The 24,506-nt window shown below is 49.3% G+C and carries 23 protein-coding genes and 1 other annotated feature; of the genes, 19 read left to right on the forward strand and 4 right to left on the reverse strand.

All coding sequences use genetic code 11. The features are described 5' to 3' along the window. The first annotated feature begins 39 nt into the window (after positions 1 to 39). The 7 genes from BN587_RS09490 (at position 40) to leuS (ending at position 9,444) form a co-directional block, all read left to right on the forward strand. A complete protein-coding gene (locus BN587_RS09490) occupies positions 40 to 1,254 on the forward strand; it encodes a hydrogenase large subunit (protein ID WP_021720886.1) in 1,215 nt (404 codons plus the stop codon). Then, entirely contained in the window at positions 1,206 to 1,577 is a 372-nt protein-coding gene (locus BN587_RS12000; RefSeq protein ID WP_303684959.1) for a hypothetical protein, read from the forward strand. The genes BN587_RS09490 and BN587_RS12000 overlap by 49 nt, the downstream gene beginning before the upstream one ends. 12 nt (positions 1,578 to 1,589) lie before the next feature. After that, on the forward strand, positions 1,590 to 2,312 hold the full coding sequence (nuoB, locus tag BN587_RS09495; protein ID WP_021720888.1) for an NADH-quinone oxidoreductase subunit NuoB: 723 nt from the start codon (positions 1,590 to 1,592) through the stop codon (positions 2,310 to 2,312). Between the two features lie 162 nt (positions 2,313 to 2,474). After that, positions 2,475 to 2,957, forward strand: a complete 483-nt coding sequence (locus tag BN587_RS09500) for an N-acetyltransferase (RefSeq protein ID WP_044484792.1) — start codon at positions 2,475 to 2,477, stop codon at positions 2,955 to 2,957. A 170-nt stretch (positions 2,958 to 3,127) separates the two neighbouring features. Beyond that, positions 3,128 to 3,880: an exodeoxyribonuclease III gene (locus BN587_RS09505; protein ID WP_021720889.1), complete on the forward strand. Its 753-nt coding sequence runs from the start codon at positions 3,128 to 3,130 to the stop codon at positions 3,878 to 3,880. A gap of 742 nt (positions 3,881 to 4,622) precedes the next feature. Beyond that, entirely contained in the window at positions 4,623 to 6,635 is a 2,013-nt protein-coding gene (gene uvrB, locus BN587_RS09510; RefSeq protein ID WP_303680502.1) for an excinuclease ABC subunit UvrB, read from the forward strand. 62 nt (positions 6,636 to 6,697) lie between these two features. Next, positions 6,698 to 6,894: a binding site (T-box leader), on the forward strand. Between the two features lie 60 nt (positions 6,895 to 6,954). Next, the gene (gene leuS / locus BN587_RS09515; protein ID WP_021720891.1) at positions 6,955 to 9,444 is read left to right on the forward strand and encodes a leucine--tRNA ligase; all 2,490 of its coding nucleotides are present in this window, start codon (positions 6,955 to 6,957) and stop codon (positions 9,442 to 9,444) included. Between the two features lie 397 nt (positions 9,445 to 9,841). On the opposite strand, the gene BN587_RS09520 is transcribed toward leuS, so the two are convergent. Next, entirely contained in the window at positions 9,842 to 10,078 is a 237-nt protein-coding gene (locus BN587_RS09520; protein WP_303684955.1) for a hypothetical protein, read from the reverse strand. Here BN587_RS09520 and BN587_RS09525 point away from each other — a divergent pair. The 12 genes from BN587_RS09525 (at position 10,047) to BN587_RS09580 (ending at position 22,523) form a co-directional block, all read left to right on the forward strand. Beyond that, positions 10,047 to 10,703 carry a helix-hairpin-helix domain-containing protein gene (locus tag BN587_RS09525; RefSeq protein WP_021720892.1) on the forward strand — a complete coding sequence of 219 codons (657 nt, stop codon included), beginning with the start codon at positions 10,047 to 10,049 and terminating at the stop codon, positions 10,701 to 10,703. The genes BN587_RS09520 and BN587_RS09525 overlap by 32 nt on opposite strands. Continuing rightward, positions 10,703 to 12,859, forward strand: coding sequence for a DNA internalization-related competence protein ComEC/Rec2 (locus tag BN587_RS09530; protein ID WP_021720893.1), 2,157 nt, complete (start codon positions 10,703 to 10,705; stop codon positions 12,857 to 12,859). The genes BN587_RS09525 and BN587_RS09530 overlap by 1 nt, the downstream gene beginning before the upstream one ends. Positions 12,860 to 12,875: 16 nt before the next feature. After that, positions 12,876 to 13,946, forward strand: coding sequence for a DNA polymerase III subunit delta (gene holA, locus BN587_RS09535; protein ID WP_021720894.1), 1,071 nt, complete (start codon positions 12,876 to 12,878; stop codon positions 13,944 to 13,946). Between the two features lie 202 nt (positions 13,947 to 14,148). Beyond that, entirely contained in the window at positions 14,149 to 16,071 is a 1,923-nt protein-coding gene (locus BN587_RS09540; RefSeq protein WP_021720895.1) for a glutamate--ammonia ligase catalytic domain protein, read from the forward strand. 279 nt (positions 16,072 to 16,350) lie between these two features. Next, the gene (locus BN587_RS09545; RefSeq protein WP_303684956.1) at positions 16,351 to 16,728 is read left to right on the forward strand and encodes a PaaI family thioesterase; all 378 of its coding nucleotides are present in this window, start codon (positions 16,351 to 16,353) and stop codon (positions 16,726 to 16,728) included. A 64-nt stretch (positions 16,729 to 16,792) separates the two neighbouring features. After that, entirely contained in the window at positions 16,793 to 17,932 is a 1,140-nt protein-coding gene (locus BN587_RS09550; RefSeq protein WP_021720897.1) for an acyl-CoA dehydrogenase family protein, read from the forward strand. 187 nt (positions 17,933 to 18,119) lie between these two features. Beyond that, on the forward strand, positions 18,120 to 18,821 hold the full coding sequence (locus tag BN587_RS09555) for a YggS family pyridoxal phosphate-dependent enzyme (protein ID WP_021720898.1): 702 nt from the start codon (positions 18,120 to 18,122) through the stop codon (positions 18,819 to 18,821). A gap of 24 nt (positions 18,822 to 18,845) precedes the next feature. Then, on the forward strand, positions 18,846 to 19,412 hold the full coding sequence (locus tag BN587_RS11505) for a cell division protein SepF (protein WP_021720899.1): 567 nt from the start codon (positions 18,846 to 18,848) through the stop codon (positions 19,410 to 19,412). Next, positions 19,400 to 20,221, forward strand: a complete 822-nt coding sequence (gene proC / locus BN587_RS09565; protein WP_021720900.1) for a pyrroline-5-carboxylate reductase — start codon at positions 19,400 to 19,402, stop codon at positions 20,219 to 20,221. Before BN587_RS11505 ends, proC begins: the two co-directional genes overlap by 13 nt. 3 nt (positions 20,222 to 20,224) lie before the next feature. Continuing rightward, complete coding sequence (locus BN587_RS09570) at positions 20,225 to 21,010, forward strand: RNA-binding protein (protein ID WP_021720901.1); 786 nt, start codon at positions 20,225 to 20,227, stop codon at positions 21,008 to 21,010. An 11-nt stretch (positions 21,011 to 21,021) separates the two neighbouring features. Beyond that, entirely contained in the window at positions 21,022 to 21,840 is an 819-nt protein-coding gene (locus BN587_RS11510; RefSeq protein ID WP_021720902.1) for a DivIVA domain-containing protein, read from the forward strand. 11 nt (positions 21,841 to 21,851) lie between these two features. Further along, positions 21,852 to 22,523, forward strand: coding sequence for a histidine phosphatase family protein (locus tag BN587_RS09580; RefSeq protein ID WP_303684958.1), 672 nt, complete (start codon positions 21,852 to 21,854; stop codon positions 22,521 to 22,523). A gap of 526 nt (positions 22,524 to 23,049) precedes the next feature. Here BN587_RS09580 and BN587_RS09585 read toward each other — a convergent pair. The 3 genes from BN587_RS09585 to BN587_RS09595 all read right to left on the reverse strand — a co-directional run bounded on the left by BN587_RS09585 (position 23,050) and on the right by BN587_RS09595 (position 24,292). Continuing rightward, entirely contained in the window at positions 23,050 to 23,385 is a 336-nt protein-coding gene (locus BN587_RS09585; RefSeq protein ID WP_021720904.1) for a hypothetical protein, read from the reverse strand. Then, positions 23,385 to 23,906: a thermonuclease family protein gene (locus tag BN587_RS09590; RefSeq protein ID WP_021720905.1), complete on the reverse strand. Its 522-nt coding sequence runs from the start codon at positions 23,904 to 23,906 to the stop codon at positions 23,385 to 23,387. Before BN587_RS09590 ends, BN587_RS09585 begins: the two co-directional genes overlap by 1 nt. 101 nt (positions 23,907 to 24,007) lie before the next feature. Beyond that, entirely contained in the window at positions 24,008 to 24,292 is a 285-nt protein-coding gene (locus BN587_RS09595) for a YvrJ family protein (RefSeq protein ID WP_021720906.1), read from the reverse strand. Between the last annotated feature and the right edge of the window lie 214 nt (positions 24,293 to 24,506).

Raw genomic sequence — 24,506 nt, forward strand, 5'->3', positions numbered from 1 at the left:
TGCTGAACCAGGCTGTGCGGATTATAGGAGGCTGAGATAATGCTAGTTAAACCGGAAAATTTGCGTGGTGCTGCCAATATCTGCAGCGACAGCGGCAAGCGTCAGCTGGCTGCTATGTTCGGTGCAGACGAAACGCTGCAGGGCGGCGGTCTGGCCATCTACTGCCTGTTCTATAATGCTGAAAAACGCGATATCGATGTTTTGAAGGCTCCGTTCCCCGCGGACGGTCCGCTGGAATATCAGTCACTGACTACGCTGCTGCCGGCTGCTGCCTGGTATGAGCGCGAGCTGCACGATATGTTCGGCTTCGAGCCGCAGGGACATCCCGATATGCGTCCGCTGGTGCTGCATGAAAGCTTTCCCGAAGGCTTTCATCCGCTGCTGAAAAAATATCCCAAGGATTACGATGCACGCGGACACCGTGAATATGAAATGCTTACCTCGCAGGGCGAAGGCCTCTTTGAGGTTCCTGTAGGTCCTATCCACGCAGGCATCATCGAGCCCGGTCATTTCCGCTTCAGTCAGGCCGGCGAGGCTATGCTGCAGCTGGATGCCAAGCTGTTTTTTACCCACCGTGGTATTGAAAAGGCTGTCGAAGGATTGACACCGATGGAGGCACTGCCGATTGTAGAACGCATTTGCGGTGCCTGCAGTGTAGCGAATACGCTAAGCTTCTGTCAGGCGGTAGAAAAATGCTCGGAGGCAGAGGTGCCTTACCGTGCGTGGTTAATCCGTACCTTGGCTGCGGAGATGGAGCGCTTGTATAACCATGTGGGCGATACTGGCAATATTTGCGCCGGTGTCGGCTTCTCGCCTGTAATCAGCATGGGCACACGTCTGAAGGAATACTTGATGCAGCTTAACGAAATGCTGGCAGGCAACCGCTTCCTGCGCGGTCTGATTATCCCCGGCGGTGTGCAGTACGATGTTACCGACGCTATGCTGGAGGAAATCGAAGAGGTTCTGCGTGAGGTAGAAGCTGTTTATGCCGATATGGTACATATCATGTGGGAGCAGGCGAACTTCGTCAACCGTATCCGTACCACCGGCAGAGTACGTCAGGAAACTGCCTTTGATCTGGCTATGGTAGGCGTAGGTGCGCGTGCCAGCGGCAGTACCCGTGACAGCCGCAAGGATATCGGCTACGGGTTTTTTAATGGGCTTGTTTTTTCTACGGTATTTATGATGAGCTTGATTTTGAGGTTATTACGGAAACAGCGGGTGATGTCGAAGCACGTATCAAGGTGCGTATAGGTGAGGTTGCCCAGAGCCTGAAGCTGGTGCGTCAGCTTATCAGCAAGCTGCGCCGCAATGCGGAAACGCAGCTGGCGGTAGAGCTGGGCGAGCTGCAGCAGGAGGAAGGTCATTTTACCTGGGGCATCAGCGAATCTGCCCGCGGTGATAATCTGCACTGCCTGCTGCTGGATAAGGAAGGGCGCATAGACCGCCTGTTTGTGCGCAGTGCCTCCTATCCTAACTGGCCGGCGCTGACTGTGGCAGTACAGGGCGACATCATTCCAGACTTCCCGTTAATAAATAAGAGCTTTGAGTTATGCTATGCCTGCATAGACCGCTAAGGAGGTGGCAAGATGTTAAAAATGCTGGAGGCAATTCTTCACGGAAAGATTGCTACCGAAAATATTGATACTACGGGCCACAAGCGTCTGCGCGGTCAGCTGCAGTGCGATGGCAGCTGCGACGGCTGCGGTGCCTGTGCCGCTGCCTGCCCGGTCGGTGCTGTGAGCGTGGCTGATGGTAAAGCAAAAATAGATTACAGTAAGTGCGTTTTTTGCGGTCGCTGTGTAGAGGCCTGCGCGCGTAAGGCGCTGGTGCACACGAACCATGATGCTTTGGCGCAGATTCTGGCTGACAGTGCCGTGGAGGTCAGCGAGGCTGTTACGGCAAAACTGGGACGCTCTCTGCATGTACGTCATCTTGACGCTGGCAGCTGCAATGCCTGCGATTTTGAGCTGGGTGCGATGAGTAACCCTGTTTATGACTTGCACCGTTACGGTATCGCTTTCGTTGCTTCTCCGCGGCATGCGGATATGCTGATGGTGACCGGCGTTGTTACGCGTAACCTGGAGCAGGCGCTGCGTATGACCTATGCTGCAATGCCTGAACCGAAAATGGTTATGGCCTGCGGTGCCTGTGCCTGCGGCGGCGAAACTTACGGCAGTACCTATGCTGTTGTCGGCAGTGCGGCTGACGTGGTGCCGGTTGATATTGCTGTGCCCGGATGCCCGCCGAGACCGGCTGCGATTATTGTGGCTTTGTGTGCTGCGGCAGATATGCTGAAGGAAAGAATGTAAACATATTTTATAAAGGAATTAATCAGTATTTAATTACACTGGTTAATTCCTTTTTTTGTATTTTTATTCTTGTACTCAGCTGTAATTCGTGATAATATATAGAAAATCAGTTACGCTTGATAAACTGATATAGGTAATATAAATGAGGGGGTTTGAAAAATGATTGTTTTTAGACCGGCAACTTTCAGCGATGTAGAACATATACACAAATTGCTGAATTATTATGCAAAAGAAGGTTTGATGCTGCCGCGTGCGCGCAATGCGATTTACGAGAATCTGCGCGATTATATTTTAGCGGTGGAAAACAACCGTCTGCTGGGCTGCGGCGCGCTGCATTTCGTCTGGGACCGCTTTGCGGAAATCCGCTCGCTGGCTGTGGAACCAAGCCTGCAGAAAACAGGCATAGGCCGTCAGCTGGTGGAGCATTTGGAAAAGGAGGGCATTGAGCGCGGAGTGACGATGTTTTTCACTCTGACCTATCAGCCGGGATTTTTTGCCAAGTGCGATTATATTGAAACTGCGAAGGATAAGCTGCCGCAGAAGGTATGGAAGGAATGCGTGTATTGTCCGCAGTATCCGTATTGCAATGAGATTGCTTTCATCAAGACAACGGTTGATTACGAGCCGTCGCAAATCAAATTCTAAAATTTAAGGGCTGCCGTGCGCATTTGTCATCGGTGATGACGAGGCTGTGCTGAGGGCAGCTCTTTTATTTTTGGTCGTTGAATGTTACAATAATCAAATAGAGTATAAAAATCGCACGGTGATTTTGCCGTTGCGGTGGCAGATAAATTTACGGAAAAGAGGTTGAACTTATGAAATTATATTCCTGGAATGTTAATGGTTTGCGTGCCTGCATGACGAAGGGCTTTGCCGAATTTTTGCAGGAGGCAGCACCGGATATTATTTGTCTGCAGGAAACGAAGATGCAGCGCGAGCAGGCGGATTTTGTATTCCCAGGCTATGAGGAGTATTGGAACAGTGCGGAGCGCAAGGGCTATAGCGGTACTGCTGTTTTTACGAGGGTTAAGCCTTTGGCTGTTACCTATGGCCTGGGCCAGGAGGAGCACGATAAGGAAGGGCGTGTGATTACGCTGGAGTTTGAGAGCTTTTATCTGGTGACGGTGTATACGCCTAATTCCAAGGATGGCCTGGCGCGTCTTGATTACCGCATGGTGTGGGAGGATGTGTTCCGTGCTTATCTGCAGGAGCTGGATGCGAAGAAGCCTGTTGTTGTCTGCGGTGATCTGAATGTGGCGGCTGAGGAGATTGATTTGAAGAATCCTAAGACTAACCGCAGGAATGCAGGCTTTACGGATGAGGAGCGTGCTAAGTTCCGTGAGCTGAAGGCTGCAGGTTTTACGGACAGCTTCCGTTATCTGCATCCGGAGGAGGTTAAGTACAGCTGGTGGAGCTATCGCTTTAAGGCGCGTGAGAAGAATGCGGGTTGGCGTATTGATTATTTTGTGGTGTCGGACAGGATTGCGGCTAAGCTGCAGAGCGCGGAGATTCACAATGAGGTTTTCGGCAGCGACCATTGTCCGGTAAGTGTTGAGCTGGATGTGTGAAGGTTGATTCTGGCATCGCAATTGTATATCGTTTCAATCAGAGCAATTTTTTAACGCAAATTTCGTGTGGATTCAAGACGAAACTTCGGTAAAATTTGCCAGACGGTAACAGAATGTTACGTACCCTTGTTTCTGTGGTTCCAGACACTCACTTGCTAAAATTGCTATTCATTACACGATATAGCAATTGCTTGTTGACAGCGACCATTGCAAGGTAAGTGTTGAGCTGGATGTGTAAAGGTTTAATTCTGGCAGCGCAATTGTATATCGTTTCAATCAGAGCAATTTTTTAACGCAAATTTCGTGTGGATTCAAGACGAAACTTCGGTAAAATTTGCCAGACGGTAACAGAATGTTACGTACCCTTGTTTCTGTGGTTCCAGACACTCACTTGCTAAAATTGCTATTCATTACACGATATAGCAATTGCTTGTTGACAGCGACCATTGCAAGGTAAGTGTTGAGCTGGATGTGTAAAGGTTTAATTCTGGCAGCGCAATTGTATATCGTTTCAATCAGAGCAATTTTTTAACGCAAATTTCGTGTGGATTCAAGACGAAGCGGCGCAAAACTCGCGCTATGCTGACAAATGCTACTATAAAAATTAGGCATAGTGCTCAGACATTGCGCCCCTTCTGTGGTTCCAGACACTTATTTGCTAAAATTGCTATTCATTACACGATATAGCAATTGCTTGTTTTATACTTAATTTTTACGGTTTGTTTTTTAGTTGGTGATGAACATGGATTTTAAAATTCAGGCTCCGTTTGAGCCTGCTGGCGACCAACCGCAGGCGATTGCCAAGCTGGCGGAGGGCGTGGAGCAGGGCCTGCGCACGCAGGTGCTGCTGGGTGCAACGGGTACGGGCAAGACGTATACGATTGCGCAGGTAATCAATAAGGTGCGCAAGCCGACGTTGGTAATTGCGCATAATAAGACGCTGGCGGCACAGCTGGCGAGTGAGCTGAAGGCTTTCTTCCCGGAGAATGCGGTGGAATATTTTGTTTCATATTACGATTATTATCAGCCGGAGGCCTATATTCCCCAGTCGGATACGTATATTGAGAAGGATGCTTCGATTAACGACGAGATTGATAAGCTGCGCCATAGTGCGACCAGCGCTTTGTTTGAACGCAAGGATGTTATTATCGTAGCCAGTGTTTCCTGCATTTATGGCTTAGGTGCGCCGCAGGAGTATTATGATATGGTGCTGTCGCTGCGCCTAGGGCAGATTATCGACCGCCAGAAGATTTTGCATAAGCTGGTGGAGATTCAATATAATCGTAATGATATTGATTTTAAGCGTGGCACCTTCCGTGTGCGCGGTGATGTGATTGAGGTTATCCCGGCGGCCTACGGTGAAAAGGCAGTGCGCATTGAAATGTTCGATGATGAGGTTGACCGCATTGTGGAATTTGATGTGCTGACGGGTGAGATTCTGGCGCAGCGCAATCATGTAGCAATTTTCCCGGCGAGTCACTATGTTACGAGTCGTGAGAATCTTGAACGCGCTATGAATGATATCCGCGAGGAGCTGGACGAGCGTCTTGATGAGCTGAATAAGCATGGCAGGCTGCTGGAGGCACAGCGTCTGGAGCAGCGCACGAATTACGATTTGGAGATGATGCAGGAGATGGGCTACTGCTCCGGCATCGAAAACTATTCGCGCCATCTGGCAGGACGTAAGGCCGGTGAGCCGCCGTTTACGCTGGTAAATTATTTTCCTAAGGATTTTTTACTTGTGGTGGATGAGTCGCACGTAACGCTGCCGCAGATTCGCGCTATGTATGCCGGTGACCGCTCGCGTAAGGAGATGTTGGTGGAGCATGGCTTCCGTCTGCCTTCGGCCTATGATAACAGACCACTGACCTTTGACGAATTTCAGGCGCAGATCAAGCAGGCGATTTATGTTTCTGCTACGCCGGCGAAGTATGAGCTGGAGCAGGCAGACAATGTAGTTGAGCAGATTATCCGCCCGACAGGCCTGCTGGACCCGCAGATTGAAATCCGCCCGATTAAGGGACAGATTGATGATTTACTGGGCGAGATCAATAAGGTTGCCGCCGCGGGCGAGCGTGTGCTGGTGACTACACTGACGAAGCGCATGGCAGAGGATCTGACAGAATATCTGAAGCAGGCAGGTGTGCGTGTGCGCTATCTGCATTCGGAAATCGCCACGATTGAAAGAGCGGAAATTATTGACAGCCTGCGTGCCGGTAAGTTTGATGTGCTGGTAGGCATCAACCTGCTGCGTGAAGGCCTTGATTTGCCGGAGGTGTCGCTGATTGCAATTCTAGATGCAGACAAGGAAGGCTTTTTGCGCAGTGATACGGCGATGATTCAGACCATCGGACGTGCTGCGCGTAATGCGCACGGTCGCGTTATTATGTATGCCGACCGTATTACCGACAGTATGCAGCGCGCGATTGACGAAACCAACCGCCGCCGCGAAAAACAGCAGGCGTACAACGAGGAACACCATATTACTCCTAAGACGATTTATAAGGAGCAGCGCCAGCTGATTAAGCTGACGAAGGTGGCAGACACCGAGGAGGCAACGTCCTATGGCAGCAGCAAGAAGCTAAAGCAGAAATCAACGAAGGAGCTGAACACGCTGGCCCGCGAGCTGGAAAGGCGGATGCAGGAAGCGGCGAAGGCGCTGGACTTCGAGGCGGCGGCCGAGCTGCGTGACCAGCTGATTATTGTCAAGGGACAGCTGGGGCAGAAGCTGGTGCCGAAGAAAAAGAAAAAATAAACGCTGACACAGAAGTTTGACTTTTCCTGTTTGGCGTTATATAATATACAAGATATTTTTATTCAAATTCTGTGAAGCGGAGCAGTAATCTGCAGTATCTTTCAGAAAGTCGGCGGTTGATGCGAGCCGGCAGTTAGGGCAGATGAACTCACCGTGAAGAAGCCGCAAGGAAATGTGCGGACGTGATGCTGCGTTAAGGCTAATTGAGTGGCGGCTGTAGCCGCAATCAGGGTGGTACCGCGAATTTTTCGTCCCTGACCTTCTTTAAGGTCGGGGATTTTTTATTTTCGACCAACAATAATACCTGGGAGGTAATGAAATGATTCAAGAAAAGTATGCTCCCCATGATATTGAAGCTAAATGGCAAAAATACTGGGAAGAAAACAAAACCTTTAAAGTAGAGATGGATAAGGATAAGCCTAAATCCTACGTTCTGGAAATGTTCCCCTATCCGTCCGGCAACCTGCACATGGGCCATGTTCGTAACTATTCCATCGGCGACGTAATCGCACGTTTCCGCACCATGAAGGGCTTCAACGTTCTGCATCCGATGGGCTGGGACTCCTTTGGTATGCCTGCTGAAAACGCTGCTATCAAACACAACATTCCGCCTAAAAAATGGACTCTGGAAAATATTGCCAACATGACTCGTCAGCTGAAGGCTCTCGGTCTGTCCTACGATTGGGACCGCGAGGTTACCACCTGTAAGGAAGATTATTACAAATGGACTCAATGGTTCTTTGAGCTGTTCTACAAACGCGGTCTGGCAGTTAAAAAGGAATCTGCCGTAAACTGGTGCGACACCTGTAACACCGTATTGGCTAACGAGCAGGTTATCGACGGCAAATGCTGGCGCTGCGACCATGAGGTTGTTAAAAAGGATCTGAGCCAATGGTTCTTCAAAATCACCGATTATGCTGATGAGCTGCTGAAGGATCTTGACCTGCTGCCGGGCTGGCCCGAGCGCGTAAAAACCATGCAGCACAACTGGATCGGCCGCAGCGAAGGCTTGGAATTCTCCTTTGAAATTCCTGCACTGAATGATACTGTTGCTGTTTACACCACCCGTCCGGATACTGCTTACGGCGTAACCTTCATGGCTCTGGCTGCCGAGCATCCGCTGATTAAAAAGATTTGCGAAAACAATCCGAAGGCTGACGAAATCAACGCTTTCTGCGAGCGTGTACGCAATCAGTCCGAAATTGAACGTACCTCCAGCGAATCAGAAAAAGAGGGCGTATTCACCGGCGTGTACTGCATTAACCCGTTCACCGGCCGCAAGGTAGAAATCTGGGTAACCAACTATGTACTGTATGATTACGGCACCGGCGCTGTAATGGGCGTTCCTACCGGTGACCAACGTGACTGGATGTTTGCCGACAAATACGGTATTGAAAAGATTGTTACCATCTGCCCGGTTGGCAAAGAGCTGAAGCTGGAAGAAATGACCTGCGCTTACGAAGAAAAAGAAGGCATGCTGGTTAACTCCGGCGAATTCACCGGCATGGAAATGCACAAGGCTATGAGCGCTATCATGGACAAGGCTGAAGCTGAAGGCTTCGGTAAACGCCGTGTAAACTATCGTCTGCGCGATTGGCTGATCAGCCGTCAGCGTTATTGGGGCGCTCCGATTCCTATCATTTACTGCCCGCACTGTGGCGAGGTTCTGGTTCCGGAAGACCAGCTGCCGGTTCGCCTGCCTGAGGACGTAAGCTTCACTGCCGGTGCTAAATCTCCGCTGGCAACCTCCGAAGAATTCGTTCACTGCAAATGCCCGAAATGCGGTGCTGACGCAACCCGTGAAACCGATACCATGGACACCTTCCTGTGCTCCTCCTGGTATTATCTGCGTTATACCGACGCACACAACGACAAGATGCCGTTTGACAAGGAGCTCAACAACTATTGGGGTCCTGTAGACCAATATATCGGCGGTATTGAGCATGCTATTCTGCATCTGCTGTATTCCCGCTTCTTTGTAAAGGTTCTGCGTGACGCAGGCCTGGTTGATTATGATGAACCGTTCAGCAACCTGCTGACTCAGGGCATGGTAATCAAAGACGGTGCTAAGATGAGTAAATCTCTGGGCAACGTTGTTTCTCCGGAAGAAATCCTTTCCAAATATGGTGCAGATACTGCGCGTCTGTTCATCCTCTTTGCTGCTCCGCCTGAAAGAGAGCTGGAGTGGAGCGACCAGGGCGTTGAAGGCTCCTTCCGCTTCCTGAACCGTATCTGGCGTATCGTACAAGCATTTGAAGCTGTTCTGGCACAAAAGGTTACCGAATACGATCACAGCAACCTGAGCGAAGCAGACAAGGACCTGCGCCGTGTACTGCATAGCAGCATTAAGAAGGTTACCAACGATATCGAAACCCGCTTCAACTTCAACACTGCTATTTCCACTATGATGGAACTGGTTAACGCTCTCTATGCTTATAAAGAAGCTGCCAAAGAGCCGAATGCAGGTCTGATTTACGAAGCAATTTCCGACCTCATTAAGATGATGAGCCCGTTTGTTCCGCATATCACCGAAGAGCTGTGGCGCGGTGCTATTGATGCCAACAGCAGCGTACATGAACAAAGCTGGCCTGAGTGCGATGAAGAAGCCCTGAAGGTTGACAATGTAGAAATCGTTCTGCAGGTTAACGGCAAGGTTCGCGGTCGTCTGACTGTTCCGGCTGAAGCTACCAAAGAAGAGCTGGAGAAGATTGCTATGGCTGACGCTAACGTTCAGGCTCACATCGGCGATGCAACCGTACGCAAGGTTATCTGCGTACCCGGCCGTCTGGTAAACATCGTAGCGAAGTGACACCCGATTTGTAACGAGCGTAAGCGAAGTTAGAAATCGAAAAGGTGGAACGAATCCCCGTTGCGACCGAACAGGGAGCAAGAAGAGGGGGAAAATAAAATTTGTCGCGAGCTTTAGTATTACTGGCCACTAACCACTAATAACTAACTGCGACCACCGCAGTTACAGCTGTCCTGCAGCAGGCAGTTCCCGCAGACTGTAGCGCGGACAAAAAAATAAGCAGTGCATGTCAGCAATGACATTATTTAGTAGTACTAAATAACGCTTACATTTTCAGAGTCTCTGAGAATAACGTAATTGTTATTCTTGGGGGCTCTTTTTGTTTTTTTGGTGACAACCCTCAGTCATCGCCCTAGCTCTCTTGACGCTAAGACCCAGTTTGTCGCAAGCACAACCCTCAGTCAAAATCACTGCGTGATTTTGCCAGCTCCCTTTCAGGGAGCATATAGAGGTTGGTCGTAATTGCGAACTGTAATTTTAAATCTAGCCTGTTATATCTCCCCTGAAAGGGGAGGTGGCTGCGAGCTTTAGCGAGCAGACGGAAGGGTTGAGTATCGAAGTCATACGCAATATTTTTACCAACACCATAAGGAGGTATCCCCATGCAAGCAAAATCTAAAAAACTAATCTTCATCACCATTCTCCTCACAGGCTGCATCATCACCGGCCTTATAAGCAGCAACGACAAAGAAAAACCGCTTGCAGGCAGCAGTTTATTGCAGTCCGCGCAAGGTGCTGTCACATCCAAAGCAGCGCAGGCAAAAACAGTACGCGTGCAGGTGAGCGGCGCAGTATTGGAACCAGGCGTATACGACCTGCCTGCCAGCTGCAGAGTGGAAGAGGCCATTGCTGCTGCCGGCGGTCTGACGGAAAATGCCGACAGCGAACGCGTCAACCTGGTACGCAAGGTGCGCGACGGTATGCAGATACGAGTACCTGTGAAGAAGGCTGAACGGACAAGCAGAACGCAGAGGAAAAGCGCTCAGGCAAAGTCCGGTTTAGGTGAGAGTGCGTCAGGAAAATCCGGCAGTGTTAAAGCAGGCTCAGGCAGAAACAACAGCATAATGCAGAGCGTGCGCATCAACAGCGCAAGCGCCGGTGAGCTGCAGCAGCTTCCCGGTATCGGTCCGGCGTTGGCGAAGCGCATTGTGGAAACAAGAAGCAGAGGGCGTTTTGCCAGCGTGGAGGATTTACTGCGTGTGCCGGGAATCGGCAAGGCTAAGCTGGCGAAGCTGCGTGATTATGTGGAGGTAGACTAGTGCAGCAGAAAATACGTTATCTACGCTTATTTTTACCGGTCATGCTGCTTTGTATATTATCCTTTCGCCTGCTAACCGTGCTATCGTCCGCTGAACAGCAGCTTGCTGCCTGCTTCGGGCGGCAGCTGGTTGTGCAGGGCGCGGTGGAACCTTTGAGCGTGCACCGGCAGGAAGGTTTTAGCAGTGCGATTCTACGTTGTCAAAAGGTTTATAGCGATACGGAGCTTGCTTACAGCTGTCGTTTGCGTGTGAGCGTTAAGGGCGAGCTGCCGCAGGCAGGCTGTGTGGTACTCAAAGGTACGTTGGAGCGCTTGGACAGCCTGCGTAACCCCGGAGGCTTTGACGTTGCAAGCTATAACAGAGTGCAGGAGCTGGGCGGACGTTTGCGCAAGGCGCAGCTGCTAAAGATAGAACCGCAGGTTTTGTGGTGGCAGCGTTTTGCTTTGTGGAACAAAAAGCTGAGCGAACGCATAGAGGCAGCAGCCGGCGCTGAATATGGGGCGCTGCTGAGCGGCATGGTGCTTGGCGGCAGCGGCAGGCTGGATGAAGAAACACGCGAGCTGTTTACGGATAACGGGCTGGCACATCTTCTTTCTGTTTCGGGCACGCATATTGTGCTGCTCACAGGCCTGCTGCTTGCTTTGCTGCAGTGGGTGCCGCTGCCATGGCGCAAGTTTATTGTTATCACTTTGCTGATTGCCTATGCGCTGCTTTGCGGCTTGCGCCCTCCGGTGCTGCGAGCACTGGCTATGAGCAGCGTTCTGCTGCTTGGCGGCAGCGGTGCGGAGCGCGGGCGCTTGCTGTGTTTGGTGGCGGCACTGCTGTTGTGCCTGCAGCCGTTATGGCTGGCCGATATCGGTTTTCAGTTATCGTTCGGGGCGGCGGCCGGACTTTTGTGGCTGTTGCCTGCATGTCAAAGGCTGCTGCCGCAGGCTTTGCCTGCGCCGATAGGCGAAGCGGCAGCAGTTTCGTTGGCAGCACAGCTGGCTGTACTGCCGCTGGAGGTTTATTATTTTCACCAAATTTCGCTGATTGCCCTGGTAAGCAATATCGTGCTGGTGCCGGTGTTGGAAATTGCCGCGCAGATGGCACTCGTGGGCGCACTGCTGCCCGTGTGCGGTGATTATCTGTTGCAGCTTGCTGCCTGGCTTGCGGCGCAGGTGCTGACGCAGGCGCGTTTTTTTGCTGAATTGCCGTACAGCACTGTAGTTATCGGCAAGCTGCCTGCTTATTGCTTTGTAATCTATTATGCAGCGCTCTTTGTGTGGGCAGATTTTCCTTGGCTGCAATTTTGGAGTAATAGGGAGCGTCGCTGTATCCTGCTTTTGCATGCCTTGCTGCTTGCCGGGACGCTTGCTTATCAGCAGTATTGCACGCTGCCGTTAGCCTGCTATTTTCTGGACGTTGGGCAGGGGGACTGCGCTGTTATCGTCACGCCGTCGCAGCGGGTGGCAATTATTGATACCGGCGGCTTAAAAAATCTTTCGACTGCAACGCGCGTAATTACTCCGTTTTTGCGCTATCTTGGCAAGCGTGAGGCGGATATCCTGCTTTTAAGCCATTATGATTTTGACCATGTGGGTGCTGCGGCGGATTTATTGCGACAGCTGCGGGTAAAAAAGCTGCTCCTGCCTAACGAAGCACTGACGGAGGAAAGCAAAAGGGTACGGCAGGAAATTTTGGCACAGGCCGGCAGGACGCAGGTGCATGTGGTGCAGAGCGGTGAACGCTATGCGTTGGACGCTGCTGCGGAGCTTGTTTTAGTTGATGTACCGCAGCAGGCTGTGCCGGGTAACGAAGCCAGCACGTTGGCGGCGCTGCATAGCGCGCAGGGCAGCGTGCTGTTTACAGGTGACATGGGGGAAGAACGCGAGCGAGGGCTGCAGCTGCAGCAATACACTGTGCTGAAGGCAGGACACCACGGTTCGCATTACAGCAGCAGTATGGAATTTCTGGAGCAGGTGCGCCCGAGGCTGACGGTGATTTCCTGCGGGCGCGGCAACCGCTACGGCCATCCGCATCAGGAAACGCTGGAGCGTTTGCAGGCAATAGGAAGCAATGTTGTCAGAACGGATGAGCTGGGGTGCATTAAAGTTGTTTTTGACGCAGAGGGAATAAAATGCTATAGTTATGTATATCATAAAAATGTTTTTTAGGAGTGCGAATATACTCATGGACATTAAAGCAGAAGAATTGCTTGCCAAATTACAACAGCATAAACCACTGCCGCAGGCGCAGGTACTGCTTTTGTGCGGCGAGGAGGATTACTACCGCAACAGCATTATTGCCGCGCTGCCGGAATATGTTTTTGGTGATACACCGGAGGCTGACCGCGAAATAACGGTTTTTGACAAGGACACCAATTTATCGGGACTGCAGGCGGCCGTCAACAGCTATCCCTTCTTCTGCGGCAAATCGCTGATTTTCCTGAAGGACGAAAAGCTGTGGGCAGCAAAGCCTGCCAAAGCAAACAGCACTGCTGATGCTCAGGATGATACCGATTCCAAGAAAATGGAGCAGCTGGCGGCGATTGTCAGCGACGTACCGGATTATTGCCTGCTTGTAATCAGCAGTAAGAAAATGGATAAGCGGACCAAGCTGTATAAGCAGCTTAAAGCAAGTGCGCTGATTTGTCCGTGCGAGCGCATTAAGGAAAGAGAGCTTGATGACTGGCTGTATGCGCAGGCAGCAGCATACGGCGCGCATTTTACCAGAGATGCGCTGGCGGCTATCAGCGAATATATTGAGCCGGTAAAGGAAGAAATTCCCTTGGATTTGCTGCAGCAGGAAATCGGTAAGCTGGCAATTTATGCCGCAGGACGCAGAGAATGGACGGAAGAGGATGTGCTGAATGTTTTTGCACTGCTGCCCAATGCTTCCTCCTTTGCACTGACCAATTATATTATGGCAGGCAAGCTGAAGCAGTGCCTGGAGCTGTTGGCGAGCGAACGCAAGCACGGAACCTATATCCTGCCGCTCAGTGCAACCGTAGCTTTCAAGCTGCGTCAGGTGTTGCGTTATCTGGAGCTGAAGCGCAGAGGCTACGACCAGAAGGGCATTATGGATGAGTTGGGGATGCGCAGCCCATATGCCTACAGATTTTTGGAGCGCGACAGCAGGCGCTTTGATGAAAAGCGTCTGACGGAAGCTTTGCTGGGATTATCTGATATGAATATTAAGCTGCGTCAGGGCGGACGTGGCTACGAAAAGCTGGAGGAAATTCTTGTCCGCCTGCTTGCATGATATCTTATCCTCAGAAATTAAAGCTGGACAAAAGCACTTAATATCTGCTATAATAGTGAGACAGTCAACGAGGACTTTTTTGAGTAAGGAAGTAGTGTGTCCATGCTTAAAAAGGTCCTTTTCGTTTATCTTGCAGAAAATATGTAGGGAGCATTTTTCTGCAGCATGATAATTAGGGAGTATTGAGAAAGGAGGCAGCCTTATGGCTGCACTGATCATGAACAACAAAGATTTACTGTATGTAATTAAACCTGAAGAACAAAACGAAAGCACTCTGCGTGAGCTTCTGACTCTGCATCCGGAGATTCAGTTTGTATCTCTGATGGGTGTGGATTTTGCCGGTAATGATACCGATGAAAAAATCCCGATGAAGATTTTCCTCGAGGATATCGATGGCTTTTTGGCAGGCAGCGCAGCACAGACTGACGGTTCTTCCGTTGTGCTGACCGGTATCGCTACTCTGAACGATGCCCGCGTTGATATGAAGGTTGATAAAACCGTTAACTGGTTTGTTGATTATAACTATGAGCATTTTGACGCAGAAAGCGGCCGCATGATCGGTACTCTGCGCATTCCCTGCTATCTGATTCACAACGGCAATCATGTTGATTCTCGTTCTATTTTGAATGATACTCTGGCTTATGTAGAAAAAGAAATCATGGATTTGTTTGCTAAGCATCCGGTAATTGCCGGTCTGGAGCATGTAAATCCTGCTGAGATTGAAAAGTTGCTCTTCACCAGTGCTACCGAATTGGAATTTTGGGTAAAAACTCCGCGTGAAGACGCACCGCTGGAGGCTTTGAGCTCTTCTCAGGTAATGCAGGAGCAATATTGGCAGCGTACCCGCGGCAACGTGCGTACTGCATTGGAGCAGACGATTCAGACTTTGGAGCTGTACGGCCTGGAGCCTGAAATGGGCCATAAGGAATGTGGCGGCGTTAAAGGTCAGATTGACGGCGCAGGCCATATGACTCACGTTATGGAGCAGCTGGAGGTTGACTGGAAGTTCAGCAGCGGCGTTCAGACTGCAGATAACGAGCTGCTGGCGCGTATCATCGTTAAGGAAATCTTCCGTATGAACGGCCTGGAGGTTTCCTTCCAGGCTAAACCGATTCCCGGCGTTGCAGGCAGCGGTGAGCATACACATGTAGGCATTGCCGCAAAAATGAAAAACGGCAAGATCGTTAACCTGTTCTCGCCGAAGGATATGCATCAGGACTTCCTGTCCGCTATCGGCTACGGCGCTCTCATGGGCCTTTTGAAAAACTACGAGGTAACCAATCCGTTTATCTCCTGCACCATTGACTCTCTGAACCGTCTGAAACCCGGCTTTGAAGCTCCTGTCTGCATCGTTACCAGCCTTGGACTGAGCCCGGATAACCCGTCCCGTAACAGAACCATTCTTGCAGGTCTGATCCGAGATCTGGACAACGATAAAGCTACCCGTATCGAAATGCGTTCTCCAAACCCGTACACCAATACCTACATCGCCATTGCAGCCTTCTACCTGTCCTGCCTCGACGGTATTAAGGCTTGCGTAGAATCCGGCAAGGACCTGAAGGCTCTGGAAAAAGAAATTTCCAAGAAGGCCGGCGAAGAGGGCTTCTATCTGGATACCGACCGTCAATACCGTACTGAGGAAGACGTGTTTGAAGATTTCACTGCGGAAGAACGCAGCAAGCTGTTCGGCGAACCGCCTGCTACCGTTTGGGAAAATCTCGGCGCCTTTGAAAAATATCCGGAAAAGGTTGCCGTGCTCACCCAAGGCAATATCCTGAAGAAGGAATACATCGACTCCTTCATGCAGGGTGCTCTGATTCGTTGGAAAACCGAGCTTCTGACTCGTCTGATTCCGGAAAATTATCAGGCTGTTATCGATATGAAGCGCTTGCACAACCAGGAAACCTGCACCGACTGCGACCTGGCAATGTGGCGTAAAATCCAGAACCTGCGCGCTAAGCTGGCTAAGGATTCCTTCGAAGAGAAGAGCATCTTCACTGCTATCCGCAGAGCTGTTGCCGAGGGCGATTACGATACTGCTTCCAAGCTCAAGGTTGAGATGGGAGCAACTATGGAAGAGCTCAAGACTCTGTATCACGATTACAAGCAAAACATTATCGATTAATTTATTTGCTTCATGCATGGCTGCTGTACTCAAAGTGCGGCAGCCATTTTGTTTCAAGCTTATACCAAAGTGTGATTATTGAAAAAATTATCCCTAAAACTTTCCTTTCAGCTTATTTTTTTGCATGAAACTGTTGAGTTAAGCGCTGTTTTGTGGTAAAATATCAAAGATATATTGACAGTAATATTTTCTGCTGTCCGAAGAAAGGCGATGATAGCTGTGGAGCAGGTCAAGGATGTTCCTGCCTATATTCGCCAGATGTACACAGATAATCATTTTATGACTCAATTCGGTGTGCATATTGGTGAGATAAAGTGTGGCAGTGCTGAAGTCAGCATTGACGTTGATCCGGCGAAGCATTTTAATCATCGTGACATATGTCACGGCGGAGTGATGTTGGCCTTGGCAGACTCCGTTCTGGGTGTTACCGGTGCAAGCGTGGGCGCTGTAGTGGCAACTCTCAATTTCAGCATGAATTTTATCAGAGGTGTCCATGAACCGACTACATTGACGGTACGCAGCCATATTAAGCATGCCGGACATTCTACGATGGTTATCGAGGCTGAAATGACTGACAGCAAAAAGAATTTAATTGGGACGATTTTAACAACAATGTTTGTCGTCGACAGATTTAAAGAAATACCCGCCAAATGGTGAGCTTGCCTGAGTTTATTTGGAAGGGAAATGACGCGGAAGACCGCTTGATATCAAGGAGGATATGATGGATTTTGCATTAAACGAGGAACAATTAGAATTACAGGAAATGGTAAGGGAGTTTGTTGAAAAAGAAATTACTCCTTATGCTGCTGAAATGGATGCAGAAAACCATATGCGTGACGGCCTGATTGACAAGGCTAACGAAATGGGCTTGCTGAACGTTATTGTTCCGGAAGAATTAGATGGCCCCGGCCTGGACAGCATTTCTGTTGCTACTATTTATGAAGAGCTGGGCAAAGGCTGCGCAGGTGTTGCAACCTCTTTGGCTGCTAACAGCCTGGCAACTGTACCTGTTCTGCTGGCAGGCACCGACGAACAAAAGAAAATGTATTGCGATATCCTGAACAACGGCGGTCTGGCTGCTTTCGCGCTGACCGAGCCCGGTGCAGGCAGTGATGCAGGCGGCGTTTCTACCCGCGCTGTACGCAACAAGGAAGAAGGTACCTACACTCTGAACGGTACCAAAATGTTCATCACCAACGGTGGTCTGGCAGAAATCTTCCTGGTATTCGCTAACACCCGTAAAACCGGCGGTATCCGTGGTTTGACTGCTTTCATCGTTCCGAAAGACACCCCGGGCTTCTCCGTTGGCAAGAAAGAAAACAAAATGGGCATCCGTCCTTCCAATACTACCGAGCTGGTTCTGCAAGACGTTGTTATTCCTGAGTCCTATCGCGTAGGCCGCGAAGGCGAAGGCTTCCGTATTGCTATGAACACCTTAGACAGTGCTCGTCCGTTCGTTGGCGCTGTTTCCGTAGGTATCGCTCAGGCTGCTCTGGATTGCGCTGTTAAATATGCTAAAGAGCGCCGTCAGTTCGGCCAACCGATTGCTTCCTTCCAAATGGTTCAAGGCATGCTTGCTGACATGGCTATGAAGGTTGAAACCGCTCGCCTCATGGTTCAAAAGGCTTGCTGGATGCGTGACCAGGGCATGGAATTCTCCAAAGAGGCTGCTATGGCTAAATGCTATGCCGCTGACGTTGCTATGCAAGTAACCACCGACGCTGTTCAGGTAATGGGCGGCTATGGCTACACCAAAGAGTACCCTGTAGAGAAGATGATGCGTGACGCTAAAATCATGCAAATCTACGAAGGCACCAACCAAATCCAACGTCTGGTTATTGCCAACAAGCTGTTATACTAATAGCTATCATAACGAAGATAAAATTATCGAGAGCTGCTGCACTTTTGTGCGGCAGCTCTTTGTTGTTTTTATTCGTGACAATGGTTTACACGTATGCTAAAATATAAGGATAAAGAGCTTTTAAAGCATAATAAAAAGCAGAATCTTTGCCACAAATCATTTTGCTGAGAATTGGGGGGCAAATACATTGTTAGCTGATAATTTAAAGCAGGTTCAGGAGCAGATAGCGTCTGCTTTGGACAAGCGTAAAAATAAAGACCTGCTCACAGGAGATAAGGTAACGCTGGTGGCGGTGACGAAAAATCATCCGCCCGAAATTATTACAGATATCGAAGCCTTGGGCATTGCCAACGTAGGCGAAAACCGCGTGCAGGAGGCTAAGCATAAGCAGGAGGCCTTGGGTAAACACGGCTACTGGCATCTTATCGGTCATTTGCAGACAAATAAGGCGCGCCAGGCAGTTGCCTTGTTTGATTTTATTGAGTCGGTAGACAGCGAGCATTTGCTGGCTGCGGTTGATAAGGAGGCAGAACGCATCGGTAAGGTGCAGGATATCCTTTTGCAGCTGAATATTGCCCATGAGGAGCAGAAGTCCGGCCTTGATAAAGAGGATTATCTGGCGCTGCTGCCGAAGCTGCCAGAATACAAGCATGTGCGTCTGCGCGGGCTGATGGTTATTGCCCAAAAATGCGAGGATATTGAGCAGACAAGACCTGTATTTGCGGCAGGCTACCGTGCGTTCGCCCGCTTAAAGCAGCAGTATCCGCAGGCAGATATTCTGTCTATGGGTATGAGCAACGATTACACAGTTGCGATTGAAGAGGGCGCTAATATTGTGCGTGTAGGCACAGCTCTGTTCGGACAGCGTGATTATAGTCTGAAATTTTAAGACATAGATAAGGTTGGTGACGTAATGAAAATTATTGATAAAATCATGGATTCCTTAAGCCTTTACGATGATGATGACGAAATTATTGAAGAGGGAGTTGAAGAGAAGCCTGCTAAGAATGAACCTGAGCCTGCGAAGCCTAAGAAGTGTTTCTTCGGCAGCAAGGAAACACCTGCTGCTGCACCTGCAGAGGAGCCTAAGCGTGAACGTAAATCTGTTTTGAGCTTCAAGAAAAATGCTGAAAAGGATGCACCGGCTAAAAATGATAAGATGGGCAGCAAAACTATTAATATGCCGATTGCTGATAAGCTGATGACAGTTGTGCTGCTGGAGCCTGTTGATTTCAATGACTCCCCGAAGATTGCCGATTATCTGCGTGATAATCAGACGGTAGTTGTTAATTATGATAAGACAGATAATGTTGTTGCCAAGCGTATGACCGACTTTGTCAGCGGTACTGTTTATGCCATTGGCGGCAGTATGAAAAAGCTGGGACGCAACATTATCATCTGTGCTCCGAAAAACGTAGATATAGATGCTGATGACGAGCGCGAATATAACGAGAGGGGAAATAAACCATGGGAGAAATAGCAGTAAAGAAAATTGCTTTTATCGGCGGCGGCGCTATGGCCAAGGCTATTATCAAAGGTATTCTTGGCGGCGGTCTGATTGCGCCGGAAATGATTACTGTAGGTGAACCGACTGAGGCACATGCGCAAAGCCTTCGTGAAGCATATGGCGTAAATGTTACCACCGATAATAAGGAAGCAGTGAAGGATGCTGATCTGGTAATCTTTGCTGTAAAGCCTCAGGTGGCACCGGTGGCGCTGGTGCCTGAGCTGATGGCTGCCATGAAAAAGGATGCCTGGGTGCTTTCTATCATGGGCAGTGTTACGCTGGAGCAGCTGCATGCCTATGCTCCGGGGTTCCCGGTAGTCCGCACGATGCCGAACACGCCGCTGGCAGCAGGCGCCGGCATGACTGCTATCTGCTGCGATGAGGAGGTAACCGAGCCGATGAAGCAGACTGCAGCAGCAATTTTCAGCAGCTGCGGTGAAATAGAATTTGTAGATGAAAAAGCATTGCAGGCGATTACTGCTATTTCCGGCTGCGGACCGGGCTATTGCTTTGTGATTATTGATGCACTGGCTGACGCAGGTGTGCGTGCCGGTCTTCCGCGTGCACTGGCTATTAAGCTGGCTGCACAGACAATGGCAGGCAGCGGCAAGCTGTGCGTAGAAAGCGGCCTGCATCCGGCACAGCTGCGCGACCAGGTAACAAGCCCTGGCGGCACAACTATTGCCGGTATCCATGCTTTGGAAAACCATGGCGTGCGCGGTGCTTTTTATGATGCGGTGCAGGCAGTGCTGCAAAGAGATAAGGAATTACAGGGGAAATAATTTATGGCAGACAGAGAAAAAATTCTGCGTTACTTTAAAGCCGGCGGTGATGAGCAGCTGGCGGCCAAGCTGCTGGATTTAGCCGAGGGAGCCAATAAATCACGCAAGTTTCGCGTGAGCGAGTTTCTTGATCCTCATGCCTATAACGTTGCGGAAATTATTGCGGCAAACTATGAAAATGTGCGTCTGGAAAGCGACGGCGGCTTCAGTAATGCCGAAAGGGTGAAGGCTGCCTTTGTTGCTGATGATTTTTACGGCCAGCCGGATTTCGGCATGGCCTATTTTCTGGCGGCCTGGGATAAGCGCTATTATGATTTGTCGCACCGCGATATTCTGGGTGCGTTTATGGGCACGGGCTGCAAGCGCGAGGCCTTGGGCGATATAGTTTTTGTGCCCGAGGGAGCGCAGTTCGTAGTAGAAAAATCACTGGTAAATTATCTTACCGGTAATCTGACGCAGATTGGTTCTGCGCCGGTAACGCTTACGGAAATTCCCCGCGAGGAATTGCTGCAGAAGGAAGAAAAGGTTAAGCTGATTAACGCGACAGTCGCTGATTTGCGCCTTGATGCCGTGGCAGCGGCAGGCTATGGCGTAAGCCGCAGCCGTATGGCGGATGAAATCAAAAGCCTGAATGTCAAGGTAAACTGGAAAGAGGCCAAGAAGGCGGCACAGCCGGTGAACGAGGGCGATGTAATTTCCTTCCGCGGCCGTGGACGAGTAGAGATTGAGGAAATCCGCGGCACTACTAAAAAAGGACGCATCAGCGTAACGCTGAAGCGTTATATCTAGGAGGATAAACCATGCTTAATCCGGAGGATTTAAAGAAAAAAACTTTTACCAAGGGTTTTCGTGGCTATGAGGTAGAAGAGGTAGACAAGTTTCTTGCCAAGCTGATTAAGGAATACGAATACCTATATCTTGATAACCTGGAGCAGAAGGAAACTATCGAGCGCGTCAGCTCCAAGCTGGAATATTATCAGCAGATGGAGGCTACCATGCAGAGTACACTGGCTGTAGCGCAGGAAACTGCTGACGAGGTGAAGAACGCCAGTGAAAAGAAGGCGGCGCTGCTGGAGAAGGAAACGGCAGTGAAGTGCGAGCAGCAGCTGAGCGAAGCGAAGGCTGCGGCGCAGAAGCTGCACGACGATACCATGGCGCATGCCGAGGATTTGTATAATCAGACAAAGAACAAAACCGATAACATGCTGCAGGCAGCGATGGCTGAATGCAATAAGCTGCGCGAGGAGGCTAAGGCTTATGCAGATAAGCTGCGCAGCAGTGCCGAGGTAGATGCAGAAAAGCTGCGTGTTACTACGGAGGATGTCTGCAAGAAGCGTGCCAACAGTGCTGCCAGCGAGGCTAGCAAGCTGTTGGAGGACGCACGCAGCGAAGCTGGCAGAATGATGCTGGATGCAAATACTAAATATCGTAAACTGGTGGGAGATGCAGAGGAACGCAGCCGTAAAATTATTTTTGAGGCTGATGCCAAGGCTGCTATGGCCGAACAGGCTTATAACGAGCAGGTGAAAAAGGCGGCGCTGCATCGAAAAAATATGCTGCATCTGTTGGAAACGCAGGTTGAGCTGCTCAAAAACTATGCCAGTCATAACGAAGAATAGTCGGAGGCTGAATGATGATTATCTTAGTGAGGCATGGTGAAGCAACGCATCATACGCAAAGATTGACCGGCGGCTGGACGGATTCACAGCTGACCGATAAGGGAAGGGCACAGATAAAGGCAGCTGCTGTAAAGCTGGCGAGGGATTTTGCCGGACGTAATTGCAAGCTGCGGATTCTGGCAAGTGATTTGCAGCGCGCTTCCGCATCAGCGCAGATTATTGCCGAGGAGCTGGGCTTTAAGGGTGAAATAGAGCATTGCCGATTCCTGAGAGAAAAGAATAACGGCATTGCTGCCGGCATGACTGAGGAAGAGGCCAAGAAGCATTTTTGCAAGCCTGCTTCCGAGCAGGAGCTGGATCACCGTAACTATCCCGGCGGTGAAACGCGCAATGAGTTCTATCGCCGTAATGTACACGGTCTGTGGCATTGTGCGGATGTCGATAAGGAAAATCTGCTGATTGTTGCGCATAAGGGAACGATTCAGAATATTATTTTCCGTTGGCTGGGAATGGATATGCAGCAGGTGGCGGCGTTTAATTTTTCGGTTGATGTGCAGCCTGCCAGCGTAACTGTTCTGGGGATTAACAAATGGCGTGAGCATGCTGTGTTCCGCCTGAATGACGTAAGTCATCTGACGCAGGGAAAGGGCTTTGGCGTGTTTGAGTTTAAGTACGAGAAGTGAATAAGGCTGTGAATGACCGCTTGGGTGCTTTGGGAAAAGTGCTTAAGCGGTTGTTTTTATGTTCTCACTATACTAATGGCTTTTTTTGTCGTTTTATTCACCCCCCTAACGCAAAAAATAAGCAGGACAAATTTGAAGATAGTTTATCCTGCTTGCGTTTATCATATAATTTATCTGAGTAATAAGGCAGATAAATAATTGGTTGGGTAGTTACTTAACTTAATTTTGTCAACAATAATGCCAGTATTGCTGAGATAATTCTCGCGAATACAGTACTCCACCAGATCATGATCTGTCCACTTGCTCTGCATATTTCAGAAGATAAAAAATGCGTAAAGCATCAAAACTTGGTACAATAGAAGTGAAACAAACAATTAACCAAGTATGAGAGATTCATGTCTAAACTCCTAGCACAGATGCAGCAACTTTTGCAGACTGCTTGATATATTTTATTTCTTAAAATATCCTTTTTTCAACAATAAAAATGCTCCGCTTACTCTTTTTTTAGGGTAAGCGGAGCATTTTATTATTTACTGTTGAGTTCTATTGCCAAAAGTTTAATTTGTTCCTGTGCTTCTTCTTCCGTCTGGTGCATCGAAAGAATGACTGGTGCCTTAGACCAGTTAACGAAAGCCATCACATAATAATAATCTTTGTATTTGCCATCAGCAGAAAAATACCAATCACCAACATCATATACCAGATTAGTAATTGTATCGCTGTTGATGTAATCCGGCAAACGGTTCATATAATCCCAATGGTTATCATAATAATTTTCTTCCGTGCAATTATCTCCCAGTGAATGATTTGAAACAGCAAAGTCAGATGGCCAATTAGGTGCTGTAAAAGTTCTAATAAACATTATTCATTCTCCTTCCGATGTTTTCTTCTAAAATCCCAAGGCTTTTCAATTTTTTCCTGTGACCATAAGCCTTGGCGGCAGCGCTTTGCTGCTGCCTCAAATTTATCATACATTTCGCATTTATCGAAGTTCATGTGGTAATGCAGTGCCATGCCTTCCTTCAGCATTTCGGCGCTCACGTCCTTTCCTTCGCAATATACAAAAGCAACTTCACGGTTATACTTATCAATACACTTAACTTTCAAGCGGACTGTGCCTTGGCGTAACAGTTCGCTTAATTTTTTTGTTGCTTCTGTGCCAAAGGGTTGCTCTCTTCCCGGTGCATCTATCATAGCAAGGCGGATGCGGTGTGCTTCGCCTGTTGTATCGCGTACATGGATGGTGTCAGCGTCTATAATGCGTACCACATGTGCTGTATAGGTGCTGCCAGGCCTCGCCTGTGCGCTGACGATGGAGGCTATGCCGATAAGACCAAGTGCAAAGAGAAGAAAGAGAGTATAGGTGATTATTTTATAGCGCATATTATTTTCCTTTTCTATAAAGATGGGCTGCCGTACTTTGTGTACGACAGCCCATGTACCATATGATTAGTTCTTAGTATATTTTTGCTTGTATATACTGTTTACTGCTGTACATATGGAAATTGCATCACAAGTCTTTCCTGCAGCACACGGGTTAAGGTGTCGATATTGGCACTCAGCTTTTCAATTCTGCCTTCCATACGGACCAAAAGATACGAGCTGACGAGCATGGGGAAACCGTAATCCGCAGCAGATACACGGGTTAAGGTGTCGATATTAGCACTCAGCTTTTCTATTCTGCCTTCCATACGGACCAGAAGATACGAGCTGACGAGCATGGGGAAACCGTAATCCGCAGCAGCGGAGAGAAGTCTGTCAAATTCCATGAGGATCACTCCTTAGTGCTTTTTACGCCAACCCTCAGTCATCGCCTTTGGCGATGCCAGCTCCCTTTCAGGGAGCATATATGGGTTAGTGGTGATTTTAAGAATTGCGTTTCGCAAGTAGTTTATATCTCCCCTGAAAGGGGAGGTGGCTACGAGCGTAGCGAACTGACGGAAGGGGGGAGGGGGTGCTACGTAGAGAACTGACGTAAAGGGG

Source organism: Phascolarctobacterium succinatutens CAG:287 (genome assembly GCF_000434895.1).
Taxonomy (GTDB): Bacteria; Bacillota; Negativicutes; order Acidaminococcales; family Acidaminococcaceae; genus Phascolarctobacterium_A; species Phascolarctobacterium_A succinatutens_A.